Origin of the sequence: Streptomyces sp. CBMA156 (assembly GCF_014596515.1) — a bacterium.
GTDB lineage: Bacteria > Actinomycetota > Actinomycetes > Streptomycetales > Streptomycetaceae > Kitasatospora.
Window position 1 is genome coordinate 16416 of the sequence record NZ_MSJQ01000251.1, and the last position, 15514, is coordinate 31929.

The 15514-nt window shown below is 73.5% G+C and carries 11 protein-coding genes; 3 read left to right on the forward strand and 8 right to left on the reverse strand.

Annotated elements, in window-relative coordinates:
• Positions 1-21: 21 nt before the first annotated feature.
• Positions 22-1407: a UDP-N-acetylmuramoyl-tripeptide--D-alanyl-D-alanine ligase gene (locus BU198_RS20940; RefSeq protein ID WP_188298387.1), complete on the reverse strand. Its 1386-nt coding sequence runs from the start codon at positions 1405-1407 to the stop codon at positions 22-24.
• Positions 1408-1668: 261 nt separating this feature from the next.
• Here BU198_RS20940 and BU198_RS20945 point away from each other — a divergent pair, with 261 nt between their 5' ends.
• Entirely contained in the window at positions 1669-2190 is a 522-nt protein-coding gene (locus BU198_RS20945) for a pyridoxamine 5'-phosphate oxidase family protein (protein WP_188298388.1), read from the forward strand.
• Between the two features lie 190 nt (positions 2191-2380).
• Here the strand turns inward: BU198_RS20945 and BU198_RS20950 are convergent, their stop codons facing one another.
• The 7 genes from BU198_RS20950 to BU198_RS20980 form a co-directional block, all read right to left on the reverse strand.
• Entirely contained in the window at positions 2381-3910 is a 1530-nt protein-coding gene (locus BU198_RS20950; RefSeq protein WP_188298389.1) for a GMC oxidoreductase, read from the reverse strand.
• Positions 3907-5391, reverse strand: coding sequence for an FAD-dependent oxidoreductase (locus BU198_RS20955; protein ID WP_188298390.1), 1485 nt, complete (start codon positions 5389-5391; stop codon positions 3907-3909). The genes BU198_RS20950 and BU198_RS20955 overlap by 4 nt, the downstream gene beginning before the upstream one ends.
• Entirely contained in the window at positions 5388-5816 is a 429-nt protein-coding gene (locus BU198_RS20960; RefSeq protein WP_188298391.1) for a hypothetical protein, read from the reverse strand. The genes BU198_RS20955 and BU198_RS20960 overlap by 4 nt, the downstream gene beginning before the upstream one ends.
• Complete coding sequence (locus BU198_RS20965) at positions 5813-7243, reverse strand: aspartate aminotransferase family protein (RefSeq protein WP_188298392.1); 1431 nt, start codon at positions 7241-7243, stop codon at positions 5813-5815. Before BU198_RS20965 ends, BU198_RS20960 begins: the two co-directional genes overlap by 4 nt.
• The gene (locus tag BU198_RS20970; RefSeq protein WP_317620226.1) at positions 7240-8742 is read right to left on the reverse strand and encodes an NAD(P)/FAD-dependent oxidoreductase; all 1503 of its coding nucleotides are present in this window, start codon (positions 8740-8742) and stop codon (positions 7240-7242) included. The genes BU198_RS20965 and BU198_RS20970 overlap by 4 nt, the downstream gene beginning before the upstream one ends.
• A complete protein-coding gene (locus BU198_RS20975; RefSeq protein ID WP_188298393.1) occupies positions 8739-9974 on the reverse strand; it encodes a DegT/DnrJ/EryC1/StrS family aminotransferase in 1236 nt (411 codons plus the stop codon). The genes BU198_RS20970 and BU198_RS20975 overlap by 4 nt, the downstream gene beginning before the upstream one ends.
• A gap of 210 nt (positions 9975-10184) precedes the next feature.
• Complete coding sequence (locus tag BU198_RS20980; protein ID WP_188298394.1) at positions 10185-11414, reverse strand: GNAT family N-acetyltransferase; 1230 nt, start codon at positions 11412-11414, stop codon at positions 10185-10187.
• A gap of 372 nt (positions 11415-11786) precedes the next feature.
• Here BU198_RS20980 and BU198_RS20985 point away from each other — a divergent pair, with 372 nt between their 5' ends.
• A complete protein-coding gene (locus BU198_RS20985; RefSeq protein ID WP_188298395.1) occupies positions 11787-12098 on the forward strand; it encodes a hypothetical protein in 312 nt (103 codons plus the stop codon).
• A 155-nt stretch (positions 12099-12253) separates the two neighbouring features.
• Positions 12254-15295: a non-ribosomal peptide synthetase gene (locus BU198_RS20990; protein WP_188298396.1), complete on the forward strand. Its 3042-nt coding sequence runs from the start codon at positions 12254-12256 to the stop codon at positions 15293-15295.
• Positions 15296-15514 lie beyond the last annotated feature (219 nt).

Here is a 15514-nt window from a genome sequence, read left to right on the forward strand (position 1 = left end):
CGGGCCGCCCGTCGCACTCCACTACCTCGTGGCGCGGGTGTGCAGGAGGTGCGCGGCGCGGCTGAGGCCGACCTCGTGGGAGGCCTTGAGCAGGACGACGTCCCCGGCGACGAGCAGGGTGTCGAGGAGGGCGAGGAGCGCGTCGGGGTCGGGGACGGGTTCGATGCGCGGCGGAGTGGGGCCGTTGCGCGCGGCGTCGGTGAGCGCGGTGATGTCGTCGCCCTCCCCGACGGGGACCAGGACTTGCACGCCCGCCGCACCGACGTGGCGGCCGACGTCCGTGTGAGCGGCGGCCGACCATTCCCCCAGGTCCAGCATCCGCCCCAGGACCGCGACCGTGCGCCGGCCGGCGGCGTAGGCGACCAGCGCGTCGATACCCGCGCGCACCGACTCCGCGCTGGCGTTGTACGCGTCGTCGACGATCGTGACGCCGTCGGGGCGTTGCAGGATCCGCAGCCGTCCGCTGGCGGTCGGCTCGGCGGCCGACAGCGCGGCGGCGATGTCGCCGGTGCCCATGCCGAGGGCGTGCGCGGCCGCCGCGGCGGCGAGCGCGTTGTGGACCTGGTGGGCCCCGAGCAGGCGCAGCGCGACCGGGGCCGATCCCCCGGGAGTGTGCAAGGTGAAGCCGGCACGCGCGGCGCGGAGGGTGATCCCGGTGGCGTGGACGTCGGCCGGTCGCCGGGTGCCGAAGGTGAGGGTCCGGCCGGGCGTGCGCCGGGCCATCGCGGCGACCCGGGGATCGTCGGCGTTGAGGACCGCGACACCGTCGGGCCCGAGGGCGCGGACCAGTTCGCTCTTGGTCTCCGCGAGGGCCTCGCGGGTCCCGAAGGTGCCCAGGTGCGCGCTGCCGACGTTGAGGACGATGCCGACGCGGGGTGAGACCAGCGAGGCGAGCCGGCCGACGGAGCCGGGGCCGTGGGCACCGATCTCCAGGACGAGGTGGCGGGTCGTCTCGTCCGTGCTCAGCACGCTCAGGCACAGGCCGGTCGGGGAGTTGAGGTTGCCCCAGGTGGCGCGGGTGGTGTCGTGGCGGGCGAGCACCTGGGCGAGGAGGTCCTTGGTCGTGGTCTTGCCGACGGACCCGGTGACCGCGACCACCGTCGGCCGGGTCCGGGCCAGGACGTGGCGGGCGAGGAGTTCGAGGGCGCGGGCGACATCGGGGACGACGACCGCGGGCACGCCGACCGGGCGGGTGGCCAGCACGCACACCGCACCGGCGGCAATGGCCTCGCCGGCGCGGGCGTGGCCGTTACGGGAGCTGCCCGGGACCGCGACGTACAGGCCGCCGGGACGGACGGCGGAGACGTAGCAGGTGCCGAACGCCGTGAGCCGGGCCGAGGGATCGGGGACGTCATGGAGTGCGCCGCCGGTGATGCCGGCGATGTCGGCGATCGTCAGACGAATCATCCGGGGGACCTCCGCGGGACATGAGGGGACGATGTCAGGGCCGTCACGAAGAGAAACGCGGACGGCGTGCCGCAGGACACTGGCGGTGCTAGGCCCTCTTCTGGCCTGCGCCGGGCCTCGGTACAGTGAGAACACGCACCAGTGAGAACACGAAGAACCGGCGTCCCGGCGCCCGGCCCCAGGACGCCCGGCGGAGCGACCGGTCCGCCCCTTTGCCTGTGCGACCCCGTGGCAGCTCAAGCTCACCGAACCGGAGGCACTGTGCCCAGCTCGGACGACGAACTCTGCACCTCCGCACGCGACCTTCTCCGCTCCACGCGCTACCTGACCCTCGGCACGGCCTCGCCGCAGGCCGTCCCGTGGGTGAGCGCGGTGGCCCACGCCTGGGACGACGAGGACCGGTTCTACTGGATCTCGGGGCTGGACACCCTGCACTCGCGCAACATCGCGGCCAATCCGGCGGTCGCGCTGACGGTCTACGACTCCAACCCGGCCGGCGGGGGCGGCGACGCGCTGTACGCGCTCGCGCAGGCCGAGGTCCTGGAGGGCGCGGACCTGGTCGAGGGCTGCGAGCTGTACTACCGGCGGCGCTACCCGGACGAGGCGGCGCGGGCGCGGCGCTCCCGGCCGCCGCAGGACTTCACCGGGGACTCCCCGAGCCGGATCTACCGCGCGCGGGTCACCGCCTACTCGATGCTCTCCCCCGACGGTCACCCGGTCCACGGCGACGAGGTCAACTACCGCGTCACCATCCCGTTCAGCACCAAGCAGCTCGCCGACTGACTCCCCGGGCGGCTCCGGCGGACGACGGTGTCCCCCCACGGCGCGGCCGTGGGGGGACACCGCTGTCAGGACTCGAAGCCGCCGGCCCTGCGCGGGAGCGGCCGGGCGCGACGCCGCGGCGCAGCACCGCCGGCCCGCAGCCGGTCGAACTCGGCTGCGGGCCGGACGGGTTGGCGTTCGTACGCCGGCCTCAGGCCAGCACTCCCCCGGCAATCCGGAAGGCGTTGGCGGCGATGGTCAGGGCCGGGTTGACGGCCGCCGACGAGCAGAAGACCGAGGAGTCCGCCACCCAGAGGTTGTCGTGCTCGTGGGTGCGCCCGGCCGGGTCGACCACGCTGGTGGCGGGGTCGGTCCCCATCACGGCCGTGCCGCACTGGTGGGAGTTGGTCTCGATGCCCATCCGCCGGGTGAACACCAGCGGGTAGCCGGCCGCGCGCAGCGAACGGGTGGTGCGCCGGACCAGCTCCTGGTGGGGGCCGAGGTTGTTGGGCTGCCAGTGCACGGTGATCCGCCCGGCGGTGTCCAGGGTGATCCGGTTGTCCCTGGTCGGCAGGTCCTCGCTGGTCAGGTAGAGGTCGAGGCTGCGGCGGGTGACGAACCGCCGGACCGCGGTGGGCACGTTCGGGCGGGCCGCGCGCACCATGGGCTCCTGGAGCTTGCCCAGCATCTGGACGTTGCCCAGTGGCGCGCGGCCGTTCCGGGCGAGGTACCAGTCGTTCAGGCCCAGGGTCTTCTGGAAGACCGCCCGGTTGCGGTGGGCGGGGTCGGCGGCGACCAGGAAGGTGCTGTTGTGCACCATGTAGTTGCGTCCGACCCGGCCCGATCCGTTGGCGAGGCCCGAACGCAGCAGCAGCGCCGCGGTGTTGACCGCGCCGCAGGCGAGGACGAAGCGCTCGGCCCGGATCGTCAGCTCCTTGCCGTCCCTGGTCGCCACGGCGTGGGTGACCCGCCGTCCGGTGGCGTCGGTGTACAGCCGGCCGACCAGGGTGCGGGTCAGCAGCCGGACGTCGCCGGAGGCCAGGGCGGGGCGCAGCGCGCGGACGTCGGCGTCGCTCTTGGCGCCGAGCATGCAGGGGAAGCTGTCGCAGGTGGCGCAGCGCACGCAGTCGCCGCCCTCGCGCAGGTCGATGCCGGTCGGCAGGTGGAAGGGCTTCAGGCCCTGGCCGCGCAGCCGGTCGGCGAGGTCGGCGACGGCCCCCTCGTGTTCGACGGCCGGGTGGGGGTAGTCGGTGGAGCGCCAGGGGTCGGTGGGGTCCTCGCCGCGGGTGCCGTGCACCCGGTAGAGGTCCTCGGCCCGGGCGTAGTGGGGTTCCAGGTCGGCGTACTCGATCGGCCAGCCGGACGTGTCGCCCTCGGCGTGGGCGACCTGGCCGAAGTCGGTCTCGCGGAAGCGCGGGAGGGTCGCTCCGAAGACCTTGGTGTTGCCGCCGACGTAGTAGTGGACGCCGGGGCTGAAGGGCTGTCCCTGGGCGTCGTGCCACTGGTCGCCGTTGCGGTAGCGGCCCTGGACGAACACGGCTTCCGGGGACCAGTTCTGTTGTTCGCGCGGCAGGAAGTCGCCGCGTTCGACGACGAGGATCCGCGCGCCGGAGGCGCTGAGCGCGTGGGCGAGGGTGGATCCGCCCATGCCGGAGCCGAGGATCGCGAGGTCGCAGGTCACCTCGGGGCCGTCCGGCTCGATCACGCCAGGGAGCCGGTGCGGTGCCAGGTCGTCCGTCATCCGGTGGTCTTCTCCTGTCGGGTGGTCTGGAGCAGCCGTTCGGTGATCTCGTGGGCGAAGGCCATCACGGTGCCCTGGGGGCTGATGCCGGTCGCACCCGGGAGCACCGAGGCGTCGCAGAGGTGGAGGTTGTCGAAGCCGTACGGTCTTCCGGCGGCGTCGCAGAGTCCGCCGCGGTCGGCCGCGCCCATCGGGCAGGAGGCCATGGCGTGGACGGAGACGAGCGGCCAGTCGGCGAGGGAGCTGTGTTCGGCGCACTGCCTGGCCTCGTCCTCCGAGCGCAGCGGCGGGCCGGGGAACGGGGGGTGGACTTCGGTGGCGCCGGCGGCGAGGAGCAGCCGGGCGGTGAGGTGGAGCGCGGAGCGCAGTTTGGTGCCGTCGTCGGCGGTGAGCCGGTGGCGCAGCAGCGTGTGGCCGCCGGGCAGGGCGGTGACGGAGACCGGTCCCTCGACCCGGACCTGTGCGGTGTACAGAGCGACCCGGTCGAGGTCCGCCAGCAGGGTGTTGACGGTCTGCGGGTCGTGGCCGGCCAGCGCGGCGGCGAGGCCGCCGGGGGTGAGGTTGGCGGGCATCACCAGCAGGCCCTGGTCCTGGAAGTGCTGGAGCTGGGCGGTGAAGATGGTGCCGCTGGTGGCCCGTACGGGCTCCGGGAAGCGGGCGACGACCTTCAGGTTGACGTGGACGGCGGTGCGCCGGCCGGCGTGGCGGCGGTGGATGCCGCTGCGCTGGAGCAGGGCCGGGCTGCCGATCGGTCCGGCGGCGAGCACCACGGTGCGCGGCCGGTAGGTGAGCGGTTCGCCTTCTGGGCCCACGGCGCGGACCTCGGTGACGGTCCGGCCGTGGTGGCCGAGTTTCAGGACCCGGGTGCGGGGGTGGATGCGCGCGCCGTGGCGTTCGGCGGCGGGCAGGTAGCTGAGCATCATGCTCTGTTTGGCGCCGGAGGGGCAGCCGGTCGGGCAGCGGTTGGCGTGCGAGCAGCCGGGTGCGGCGCGGCGGGCCGTGGCCCAGTGCCAGCCGAGCCGTTCGGCGCCGTCGGCGAGCAGCCGGGAGTCGCGGTTGCCGTCGCCGGGGTGCTGGGCGGCGACGCCGAGGCGGCGGGTGATCTCGCGCAGGTGGCCGTCCAGGTCGGTGTGGCGGTAGCCGTCGGTGCCGGCCTGGTGGGCCCAGCGGTCGAGCAGTTCGGCGGGTGGTTCCCAGAGCAGGCCGCCGTTGACGACGGTGGTGCCGCCGACGCAGCGTCCCTCGCCGAAGGCGATGACGGGCCGGCCGTGGATGGGGGCCAGTCCGGCGTGGCGGTAGAGGCGGCGGAGGTTCTGCGCGGGTGAGGCGGCGGCGATCTCGGCCGTCGTGACCCGCGGGCCCTCTTCGAGGACGACGGTCTCGCGGCCGGCCCGGGCCAGGCCGAGGGCGGCGACGCTGCCGCCGGCGCCGGAGCCGATCACGAGTGCGTCGCAGTCGATCGGGCGTGCCGAGCGGCTCATCGGGAGACCGCCCGGCCGGCGGTCCGCGGTGCCTGGAGGTAGTGCCGGGGCGGGTCGTCCCCGGCGAGGTGGAATCCGCCGGTGTCGGGCCCGGTGCGCCTGGGCGTGGTGGCCGCGGCGTCGAGGCCGCTGTACAGCGCGAGCGTCTCCGTGGTCCGGACGGCTCGGCCGAGCAGCGGCAGCCGTTCCACCCGCCGGAGCCCGGCCAGCAGGGCGGCCGGTGGGGCGGTGGCGGGGCGGCGGCCGGTCAGCAGCAGGAGTGCGAGCGGTACCAGGCGCAGGGCCAGGGCCAGGCCGGCCCGGTAGTGCGGGGCCAGTTCGGCGAGGCTGCCGAGGACGTGGGCGCGTGCCGCGGCGCGGGGGCCTGGCGGGCTCAGGGCGGGGTGGCGCAGCGACCAGATCCGCAGGAGGAGGTCGACCGTCACGGGCGTAGCCTCCCGGTGGCGAGTTCCCTGGCCAGTCGGCCGAGCAGGCGTACCGCGCCCTGTCCGAGCACCTGGTCGAGTGCCCGCAGGAAGGTTTCTGCCTCTGGTTCTTCGGCGACCAGCGGCGGCGCGACGATCAGCGGCAGGCCGTGGTTGGAGCCGAAGAAGGTGAGCACGCCGTGGTCGCGGTAGAGGGCGGCGATCACCGCGCCGGTGATCGCCTTGGTGCGGAGCCTGGCGTCGCGCCCGAGTGCTGCCGGGAGCAGCGGCAGCAGCCGGTCGAGCGAGGCCGGTCCGGCCTTGAGGAAGACGCCGTGCAGGGCGCCGGACCCGGCGGTCGAGGCGACCAGGGAGGGGTGCCGGCGGGCGATGTCCCGTAAGCCCGTCTCCAGGACGGCGCCGAGTTTGCGGGCGCGCCCGGGGTAGTCGTCCTCGACGGCGACGGCGACGGCCTCCAGCGCGGTGGCGGTCTCCTCGCCGAAGCCGTAGTAGGTCGTGCTGTGCAGGGTGGCGTCCTGGAGGTTGTCGTAGGCGCGGCGGAACACTGGTTCGCGGGCCACGTACCCGGCGATGGACGCCTTGCCGCCGCCGAAGGACTTGGACATCGTCACGACGTCGGGGACCAGGCCCGGGTGGTGCATGAAGTGGAACAGCGCGCCGGTGCGGCCCCAGCCGGTGTAGACCTCGTCGAAGATCAGCACGATGTCCTGCTCGGTGCACAGCCGGCGGACCTCGCGGAGGAACTCCCCCGAGCACTCGCGCAGGCTGGACGCGCTGAACGGCTCCAGCACGACCGCGTAGACGTCACTGCCGCCGTCGAGTGCCCGGTGTCGTTCCAGCGCGAGGGCGAAGGAGTCGAGATCGCCGTAGCCGAAGTAGTCGGTGCCGGGGATCCTCGGGTAGTCGAAGTGGAGTTCGGGCGAGGCGGTGAGGCTGCCCGCGCCGAGCAGTTTGCCGTGGAACGAGATGTCGGTGTGCAGTACCGTGCCGCGGCGCCCCGCGTGGTACTTGTAGGCGAGTTTGACGGCGCCTTCGACCGCCTCCGCACCGGAGTTGGGGAAATAGCTGATGGCGAGGTCGCCGGGGAGCAGCTTGGCCAGGTTGTGGCTGAGGGCCGCGACGTAGGGCGAGAGGTAGTTCTTGTGGACCTCCATCCGGCCCTGCTCGGCGAAGCGCCGGCGGGCGGCGAGGATCCGCGGGTGGTTGTGGCCGTGGTTGAGGACGCCGATCCCGCCGGTGAAGTCCAGGATGCGCCGGCCGTCGCGCAGGGTGATCCAGCAGCCCTCGGCGCTCTCGACCAGGTCGTGCCCGAAGCCGAACGCGCCGACCAGGGAGACCTGGCTCCGGCTGACGAAACTCCGGTAGAGCGCGTGCACCTGGTCTTCCGTCAGGTTCTCGGCGGCCGCGATGTCCAGCAGGTCGTTCATACCGCCTCCTTCGTCGGTGTCGTGCGGAGCCCCGCGCGCTCGCGGGTGCGGATCCGGTCCGCGATCAGCCGTCCGGCGCTCCGGCCGTGCCGCACGGCGTAGTTGGTGCCGCGGTCCTCGGGGAAGACCTGCGCCATGCTCGACATGTAGAGGCCGGGCACGGCGCACTCGACCCCGGGGACGCGCCGCGAGTAGCCGGGGGTGATCACCGGCTGGGCGTGCTCCGCCCGCCAGACGTGGTAGCGGTGCACCCAGTCCTCGCGGAACCGCGGGAACATCCGGCGCAGGTGCGGCAGGCTGTGGCGGAAGACCTCCTCGTCGGTCATCCGGTACAGCTCGGCGTCGACCGGCAGGTACTTCGACAGGTAGACGAGGTGCCGGCCGCCGTAGCGCTCCGGTGCGTCGAGGTTGGTGTGCTCGATGACGCCGACGTAGGGGAACTCCGGGTCGGTGACGTTGAGCCAGTAGGTGTCGGACAGGGCCCTGCGGTTCTCCAGGACCAGGCACAGGTTGGCCAGGTACGGGACGGAGCGCAGCCTGCGCACCAGCCCGGGGAGGGCGGGGTGGGCGTCGACGTCCCCGTCGAGCATCCCGGCCAGCAGCCCGGGGGCGGTGGTCACCAGCACCCGGCGGGCCCGCAGGGTGCGGCCGCCGACCCGGACGCCGGTGACGCCCCGCTCGCCGACCAGGACCTCGTCGACCGGGCTGCCGGTGTGCAGTTCCACCCCCAGCTGCCGGAGCCGGTCCTGCCAGGCGTCCAGCAGGGCGCCGGAACCGCCCCGCAGGTAGTGCAGCACCTCCTGCCCCGAGCGGGACCGGCTGCCGCCCCGCAGGTGCAGCTTGGTCCACATCCAGGTCGCGCCGACCTCGGACGCGTAGGAGCCGAACTTGCCCTCCAGCAGGGGGCGCCAGACCACCTCGAAGGCCCGGCGCCCGCCCAGCCGGACCAGCCACTGCTCGGCGGTGAGCGACTCCAGTTCGCGCCAGTGCCGTACCCGGCCGGCCCGCAGGGCCGACAGGCCGAGCCGCACCCGGTCGACCGGGGGCAGCGGGGCGAAGCGCAGCACGTCGAGCGGGCTGGAGAGGCGGTACACCGAGTTGGCGTGGTAGACGCCGGTGCGGGTGGGGTGGCGTTCGATCAGGTCGGCGCAGCCGAGCTCGGCGCAGAGCCGGAAGATCTCGCGGTCGGAGTCGAACCAGTGGTGGTAGAACCGCTCCAGCTGCCGGTCGCCGACGGTGAAGGTCTTGGCGAGGCCGCCGATCCGACTCGACGACTCCACGACCCGGCAGCGCAGGCCGGCCAGGGCGAGTTCGTGCGCGGCGGCCAGACCGGTGAAGCCGGCGCCGACCACGATCACGTCTGCGTCGTCGGGCCCCGCGTCGTCGGGTATCGCGTCGTAAGGCACGTCGGCGTCGGGTACGTCGGCGTCGTAGAAGCCGGGCACCGCGTCCGTGTCCTCCGGCCGACCGGCGTGGTCGGCCGGATCGGCGGCGGTCACCGGCCCAGCACTTCCGACACGGCGGTGTCGAACCGCTCGGCGACGGCCTCGACGTCGGCCAGGGTGCTGCGCGCGGTCAGACCGAAGTCGGCGGCCAGGTAGGTGTCGGTGAGGCCGATGGTCAGCGCGACGGAGCGGGCCAGGACGGAGTCGGTCTGCGGCAGCGCGCCGGCCCGGTAGTCGTGCCGCACGTTCTCGGGCGGCCGGCGGAAGGGGCTCGGGCGGGCGTCGCCGGCCATCAGGGCGGTGAGTTCGGGCAGGCCGCCGTAGTAGTGCTTGGGCGACTGGAGCAGTGGGCGGGTGCCGAGTTCCTTGGCCACGGCGTCGGCGCTCGCCGCGTCCTCGAAGACGTACACCAGCAGGGTCGCGCAGTCGCCGTCGGCGTCGTGCAGCAGGCGCGGGCGCAGGCCGTCGTGGGCCGGGATCGCGGCGGCCAGTGCCCTGGCCAGCGACCGGTTGTGCTCCAGGATGGCGTCCAGACGGCCGAGTTGGGCGCGCACCACCGCCGCCGTGAACTCGTTCATCCGCAGGTTGAGGCCGAAGAGCTGGTCACCGTCCGCGCTCTCCTGCCCGTACGGGTACCAGCCGTGGTGGTGGAAGGAGTACGCCCGCTGGAAGGTGCGCTCGTCCTGGGTGAGCAGGAATCCGCCGTCGCCGCCGGTGATCACCTTGAAGATGTTGGTGGAGAACGCCCCGGCCTGCCCGAAGGTGCCGACCGGACGGCCGCGGTACGTCGCCCCGCAGGCCTGGGCGGCGTCCTCCAGCAGGAACAGCCCGTGGTCGTCGGCCAGCTGCCCGAGAGCCGACAGGTCGCAGGGCGCGCCGAGCATGTGGACGGGCATCACGGCCCTGGTGCGCGGGGTGATCCTGGCCCGGACGTCGGCCGGGTCGAGGGTCAGCGACTCGTCGATCTCGGCGATCACCGGGGTGGCGCCCGCGAAGACGACGGCCGAGACGGAGGCGGCGTACATGTAGCCGGGCACGATGACCTCGTCGCCCGGGCCGATGCCGAGCGCGGCCAGCGCGGCCAGCAGGGCGGAGGTGCCGCTGTTGACGCCCAGGCAGTACGGGCTGTCGAAGCGTGCGGACAGCTCCTGCTCCAGGCCTCGGACCTGGGCGTCCACGCCCGGTGGGCGGGAGTGCGCGTCGGAGGTGGCGAGCCAGGAGTCGACGACTTCGAGGAGGTTGCGTCGCTCCTCGGCGCCGAAGTACGAGTATCCGGGACCAGGCATGAGGCTCCTAGGGGCGTCGATCGGTGGTCGGTCGGATGTCGGGGAGGGGACGGCGGCCGCCGCGCTCCGGCTGGTGCGCGGGCGGTCCGGCGTCAAAGCGTGATGGTGGGGCCCGGCGTCAGAGGACGACGGGGACCGGTACGGAAAGGGGATGGGACCCGGCGTCAGAGGACGACGGGGCCCGGTACGGAAAGGGGAGGGGGCCCGGCGTCAGAAGACGACGGGACAGAACGGGGCCGGGTCGTGGCGGAACGCCGTGGCGGCGGCCCTGACCGCGCCCGGGCGCAGTTCGCGCACCAGGCCAGCCCGGGCGAGCTGCACCAGGGAGGTGCCGCCGAGGTGCAGCGAACCCAGTTCCCGGGCCGTCAGCTCCAGGTCGGCCGGCGCGGTGGTGGGCCGGCACTCGCCGCCCTCGGCGCCGGTGCGCAGCCGGAACCGCCGCTCGTTCCAGGGGCAGAGCGGATCGGTGACGTCCAGGACGATGTCGGTCTCGGTGGCGTAGCCCCGCTGCTCCAGCGCCCGGTCGACGTCCACCAGCCGCACGTGCAGCTGGTCGCGCAGGACGGGCGCGGCGCTGCGGAGGTCGGTGAGCAGGGCCAGCACCGGGTCGTCCACCGGCCGGTCGGCGACCACGCTGCCGGCGAGGTCGACGTCGAGCAGGGCGTGCCACAGCGCCGCGCCGGAGGCGGGGTCGCGGGCGAACAGCTCGCGCACCGACACCTCGTAGCGCGGTACCGAGTCCACCCAGGCCGAGGTCAGCCGGTAGAGGGCGTAGCCGGAGGGCTCCCCCTCGTCCTCGGCCACCATGCAGAGCAGCCGGCCGGATCCGCCCCGGTGGTCGGGCAGGTCCAGGACGGCCCGGGCGGCCCAGGCCGCGTCCCGGCGCAGCATCCCGGGGCGTTCCCCGACGCACTGCGCGTACACGGCGGCGATCGCGGCGGCGTGCTCCTCCGGTCCGCCGATCCGGACGGCCCGGTCGCCGCCGTCCACGCGCAGGTCACCGGCGTGCCGGGCGATCCGCACCTTGACGGCCTGACTGGCGAGGCCGAACCCGAAGCGGCCGTAGATCCCGGCCTCGGTGGTGTTGAGGGCGGCCACCGCCTCGGCCCCGCTGTCGTGCAGGGTGTGCAGGACGCGGCGCACCATCGCGCTCATCACGCCGCGCCGCCGGTGTTCGGGCGCGACGGTCACGTAGCCGAGGCCGGCCACCGGCCGGGGACCGCCCGGCAGCGTCATCTCCAGGGAGTAGACGGCGCAGGTCCCACAGGTGCGGCCGCCGGTCCGGGCGATCACCGAACGTTTGGGTTCGAAGATCGACGCCGCCGAGGCGTGGTACTCCGCGGAGTGCTCGTAGCCCCCGTACGCGAGTTCCGCGACCGGGACGACGTCCTCCCAGGAATCTGCGGTAGATAGCTCCGGAACGGCAGAGAATTCGGGCATGCGTGTCACACGCTCCTCACTTACTGAAGATCCCTGGAATTCAGATCATGACGGTCCGGAATATGAGACGGCGCGTTTCCAGAGACAGGTAGACCAGCGCACACGGATGTCCGGTGACCGGACCACGTCAGAAGTCACAGGTATATCACGATCGAACCACGCGGCGTCAAGAAGCAGGAACTGCCCCACTGTTCACTGATCCGAAACGGTGATCCGCGTTCTCAACCGGAATTCGATGGTTCGCATCCAGCACTCTTGTGATCACAGGAAGATTCACTCAGACTCGGCTGCGGTGGATGATCCCTGGTACGCCAGCGATCCATTCTGATCCACCCTCTTGCCCGTTTCTCTGATCACAGCGAGGAGACAGGTATGTCCAACCCCAGGTTCATCGCCGGCAACACGCCCATCGACGCGTGGCAGCAGCACGTCGAGGAGGACAACGGCACCGGTATCTACATCGACGTCGACACCTCCGCGGGCAACTTCAGCGAGACGCCCGTCTACACCGCCAACCTGTGCGGCCGCGACTCGATGTGGACGACCACCGGCGGCAACACCATCTACACGCCGACGTCGAAGGGCTTCCGGATCTACGTCCGCTGGCAGGACGGCCGGCCGCTGCCGGTCGAGTACGCCGTGAGCCACAGCTGGTACATCAGCTGGGTGGCGACCGAGGTCTGAGACCTGCCCCGGTCCCGCTGAGGCTCTGATCCGCTCCCGGGCCGGCCGGCGACCGCACCTGCTGCGGTCGCGGGCCGGCCCGGTCGCGCCGGGTCCCGTCCCTGTCCCCGTTCCCGCCTCTGCCTCCGTCCTCGTTCCGCAACCAAGGGAGATCCATGCGAGCCCCCACCGAGCGGCAGCTGGGCCAGTTCTGCGGCGACACCGTCCCCCACCACCCGGACGTCACCGCCTGGAGCCTCATCGAGGCCGCGGCCGCCCGCACCCCGCACGCCGTCGCGGTCGAACACCCCGGCGGCACCCTGACCTACCGCGGCCTCATGCAGCGGGTCGACGCCCTGGCCGGCCGGCTGGCCGACGCCGGGGTCCGCCGGGGCGACTTCGTACCGCTGGTGATGACCGGCGGCCCCGAACTCCCGGTCGCCATGCTGGCCGTGATGCGCTGCGCCGCGGTGTTCGTCCCGCTGGACGAACAGTGGCCGGGCCCGCGCCTGCACCCCATGGTCGACGCGTGCGACCCCGCCGCGATCCTGCTCTCCCCCGGCGCCGCCCGGGACGGCTGGGCCGCCCCGGTCCTCACCGTCGACCCGGTGTCCGGCACGGACCCCGATCCGGCCACCTCGGCGGCGGACGCCCGCCCCGCGCGGCCGACCTCCGCGCCGCCGCGACCCGACGAACTCGCCTACGGCTTCTACACCTCCGGCTCCACCGGCACCCCCAAGTGCGCCCTCAACCTGCACAGCGGCCTGGCGAACCGGCTGCTCGCCATGGGCCGCCGGTTCGGTTCGTCCCCGCGCGACGTGGTGCTCCAGAACAGCCGGCACACCTTCGACTCCTCACTGTGGCAGCTGCTCTGGCCGCTCACCTGCGGCAGCCGGGTCGTCATCCCCCGCGCGCACGACATCCTCGACCTGACCGCCACCGTCGAGGTCATCGAACGCCACCGCGTCACGATGACCGACTTCGTGCCCACCATCCTCACCGCCCTCGTCGAGCTGCTCGACTCCCGGCCCGAGCTGGTGGACGGTCTGGCGAGCCTGCGGATGCTGCTGGTCGGCGGCGAGGAGATCGCCCCGGAGAGCGTGCGGGCCCTGCAACGGCTCCTCCCGAACCTGCGGGTGACCAACACCTACGGCCCCACCGAGGCCTCGATCGGCTCCGTCTTCCACGAGGTGACACCGCAGGACCCCTCCCCCGTGCCGATCGGCCGGCCGATCGACAACACCTGGGCGATCGTGCTCGACGAGCACGGCGAAGCGGCCCCCGCCGGGGAGATCGGCGAGATCTGCATCGGCGGCGCGTGCCTGGGCACCGGCTACCTCGGCGACCCCGACCGCACCGACCTGGTCCTCGTCGAGAACCCGTTCCCCGAGTTACCGGGGAAACGGATGTACCGCACCGGCGATCTCGGCCACCACGACACGGACGGGCTGCTCTACTTCGACGGCCGGCGCGACCAGCAGGTGAAGATCGGCGGCGTGCGGGTCGAGCTCTCCGAGATCGAGCACGCGATCACCTCGCACCCCTCGGTGCGCGAGGCCAAGGTGCTGGTCAGCGACCACGGCGGCGGACAGCACCTGGCCGCCTTCGTCACCGTACGGGGCGACCTGGCGACGAGCCGGCTCAGGTCCCACATCCGCGCGCTGCTGCCGGCCGAACTCATCCCCAAGCGGTTCATCAGGCTCGACGCCGTCCCGGTGAACGGCAACGGGAAGACGGACCGCAAGGCCCTCGCGGAACTCCTGAAGGCCCCTGGACCGACGGAGCCGAACGGCTGGACCGCCACCGGGAGCAGCACCGAACGCACCCTCGCCGAACTGTGGAACGCCCTGCTGCCGGAGCCCGTCACCAGCCCCGACGCCGACTTCTTCGACAGCGGAGGCGACTCGCTGCGCGCCCAGCGGCTCGCCCTCGCCGTATCGGCCCGCTTCGACACCCCGCTCTCGATCCGGGACATCGTCCACGCGCCGACCATCGCGCTCCAGGCCGCCGCGCTCGACGGCGGCCGCGCCCTGCCCGCCGCGCCGGCCGCCACCACGGCATCCGCCACCGACCTGACGCTGCCCGCCGACATCCGGCCGGCCGGCACCCCGTCCGGGCCGCCGCGGCACGTGCTGCTCACCGGCGCGACCGGGTTCGTCGGCGCCCAGCTGCTGCACGACCTGCTGGACCTGACCGACGCCACCGTCCACTGCCTGGTCCGCGCGGACAGCCCGGACGCGGCACACCGCCGACTGACCGACGCGCTGCACGGGTACCGGCTGTGGCGCGAGGGAACCGGCCACCGGATCGACGCCGTCCCCGGCGACCTGAGCAGCCCCCGGCTCGGCCTGAGCCCGGCCGACCGGCAACGGCTGGCCGACCGGGTCGACACCGTGGTGCACGCCGGAGCCATGGTCAACCTGGTGCGCGGCTACCGCGCCCACCGCCGCGCCAACGTGAGCGGAACCGTGGAACTGCTCCGGCTCGCCGCCACCGGCCGGCCCAAGACGGTGCACTTCGTGTCCACCCTCGCCGCCTGCCCGCCGCAGCCGACCGGCGGCATCGCGGTCCTCGAACGGCCGGTCCCCACCGGCCAAACCCCCGACACCGGCTACGGCCAGTCCAAGTGGGTCGCCGAGCGCCTGCTGGAGGCCGCCGCCGAACGCGGCATGGCGGTCGCGGTGCACCGGCTCGGCGAGGTCATGCCGGCCACCCGCACCGGCATCCCCAACCCCGGCTCACGGGTCGAACTGCTCGTCCAGGCCTGCCTGCGGGTCGGCGCCTACTTCACCAGCGACCTGACCACCGACTACACCCCGGTCGACCACGTCGGACGGCTGCTGGTCACCGCCGTCAACCACCGCCGGCCCGGCTACTTCCACCTGCTGCGGCCCGGCCCGCTGCGCCTCGACGACGTGCTCGGCGCCTTCGGAACCGCCTTCGGCCTGCGCGAGGTCGAGTACCGGGAGTTCTGGCAGGCCGTCCACCAGGCCGCGGCGGCCGACCCCGACAACCGGCGGCTCGCGGGGGCGCTGGCCCTCCTGCCGGTGCCGGAGAGCCGCCCCGCGCGGTCACCGATGGCCTTCGAGGACGCCGCCGCCCGCTTCGGCACCGACCGGGCCGAGGAACTCGCCGCCCTCGCCGACGCCCGGAGCATCCCGTCCAACCGGCACGGGCTGCACCGCTACGTCGCCCACCACCAGGAGCAACGGGGATGACCGGGACGGAGCGGGCACCGGCGGGCGCGCGCCGGTCGGGGGACTCACTACCATGACCTGACCGACCACCACCTCGCCGGCCGGCGCTCCGCTCCGCCGGCCACCACACCACCGGGGACCAGCCGTGACCGTGCCCGCCACCAGGCATCCCGGCGCCGACGTGCTCGCGCCCGGTCCGGCGCCCGGTGGCGGCCGGTGGGCCGCCGCCGAGGCCGGTGT

Coding starts and splice junctions, on each gene's coding strand:
- BU198_RS20940 (WP_188298387.1), bottom strand. CDS start 1,407: ATGATTCGTCTGACGATCGCCGACATCGCCGGCATCACCGGCGGCGCA.
- BU198_RS20950 (WP_188298389.1), bottom strand. CDS start 3,910: ATGACGGACGACCTGGCACCGCACCGGCTCCCTGGCGTGATCGAGCCG.
- BU198_RS20955 (WP_188298390.1), bottom strand. CDS start 5,391: ATGAGCCGCTCGGCACGCCCGATCGACTGCGACGCACTCGTGATCGGC.
- BU198_RS20965 (WP_188298392.1), bottom strand. CDS start 7,243: ATGAACGACCTGCTGGACATCGCGGCCGCCGAGAACCTGACGGAAGAC.
- BU198_RS20975 (WP_188298393.1), bottom strand. CDS start 9,974: ATGCCTGGTCCCGGATACTCGTACTTCGGCGCCGAGGAGCGACGCAAC.
- BU198_RS20980 (WP_188298394.1), bottom strand. CDS start 11,414: ATGCCCGAATTCTCTGCCGTTCCGGAGCTATCTACCGCAGATTCCTGG.
- BU198_RS20985 (WP_188298395.1), top strand. CDS start 11,787: ATGTCCAACCCCAGGTTCATCGCCGGCAACACGCCCATCGACGCGTGG.
- BU198_RS20990 (WP_188298396.1), top strand. CDS start 12,254: ATGCGAGCCCCCACCGAGCGGCAGCTGGGCCAGTTCTGCGGCGACACC.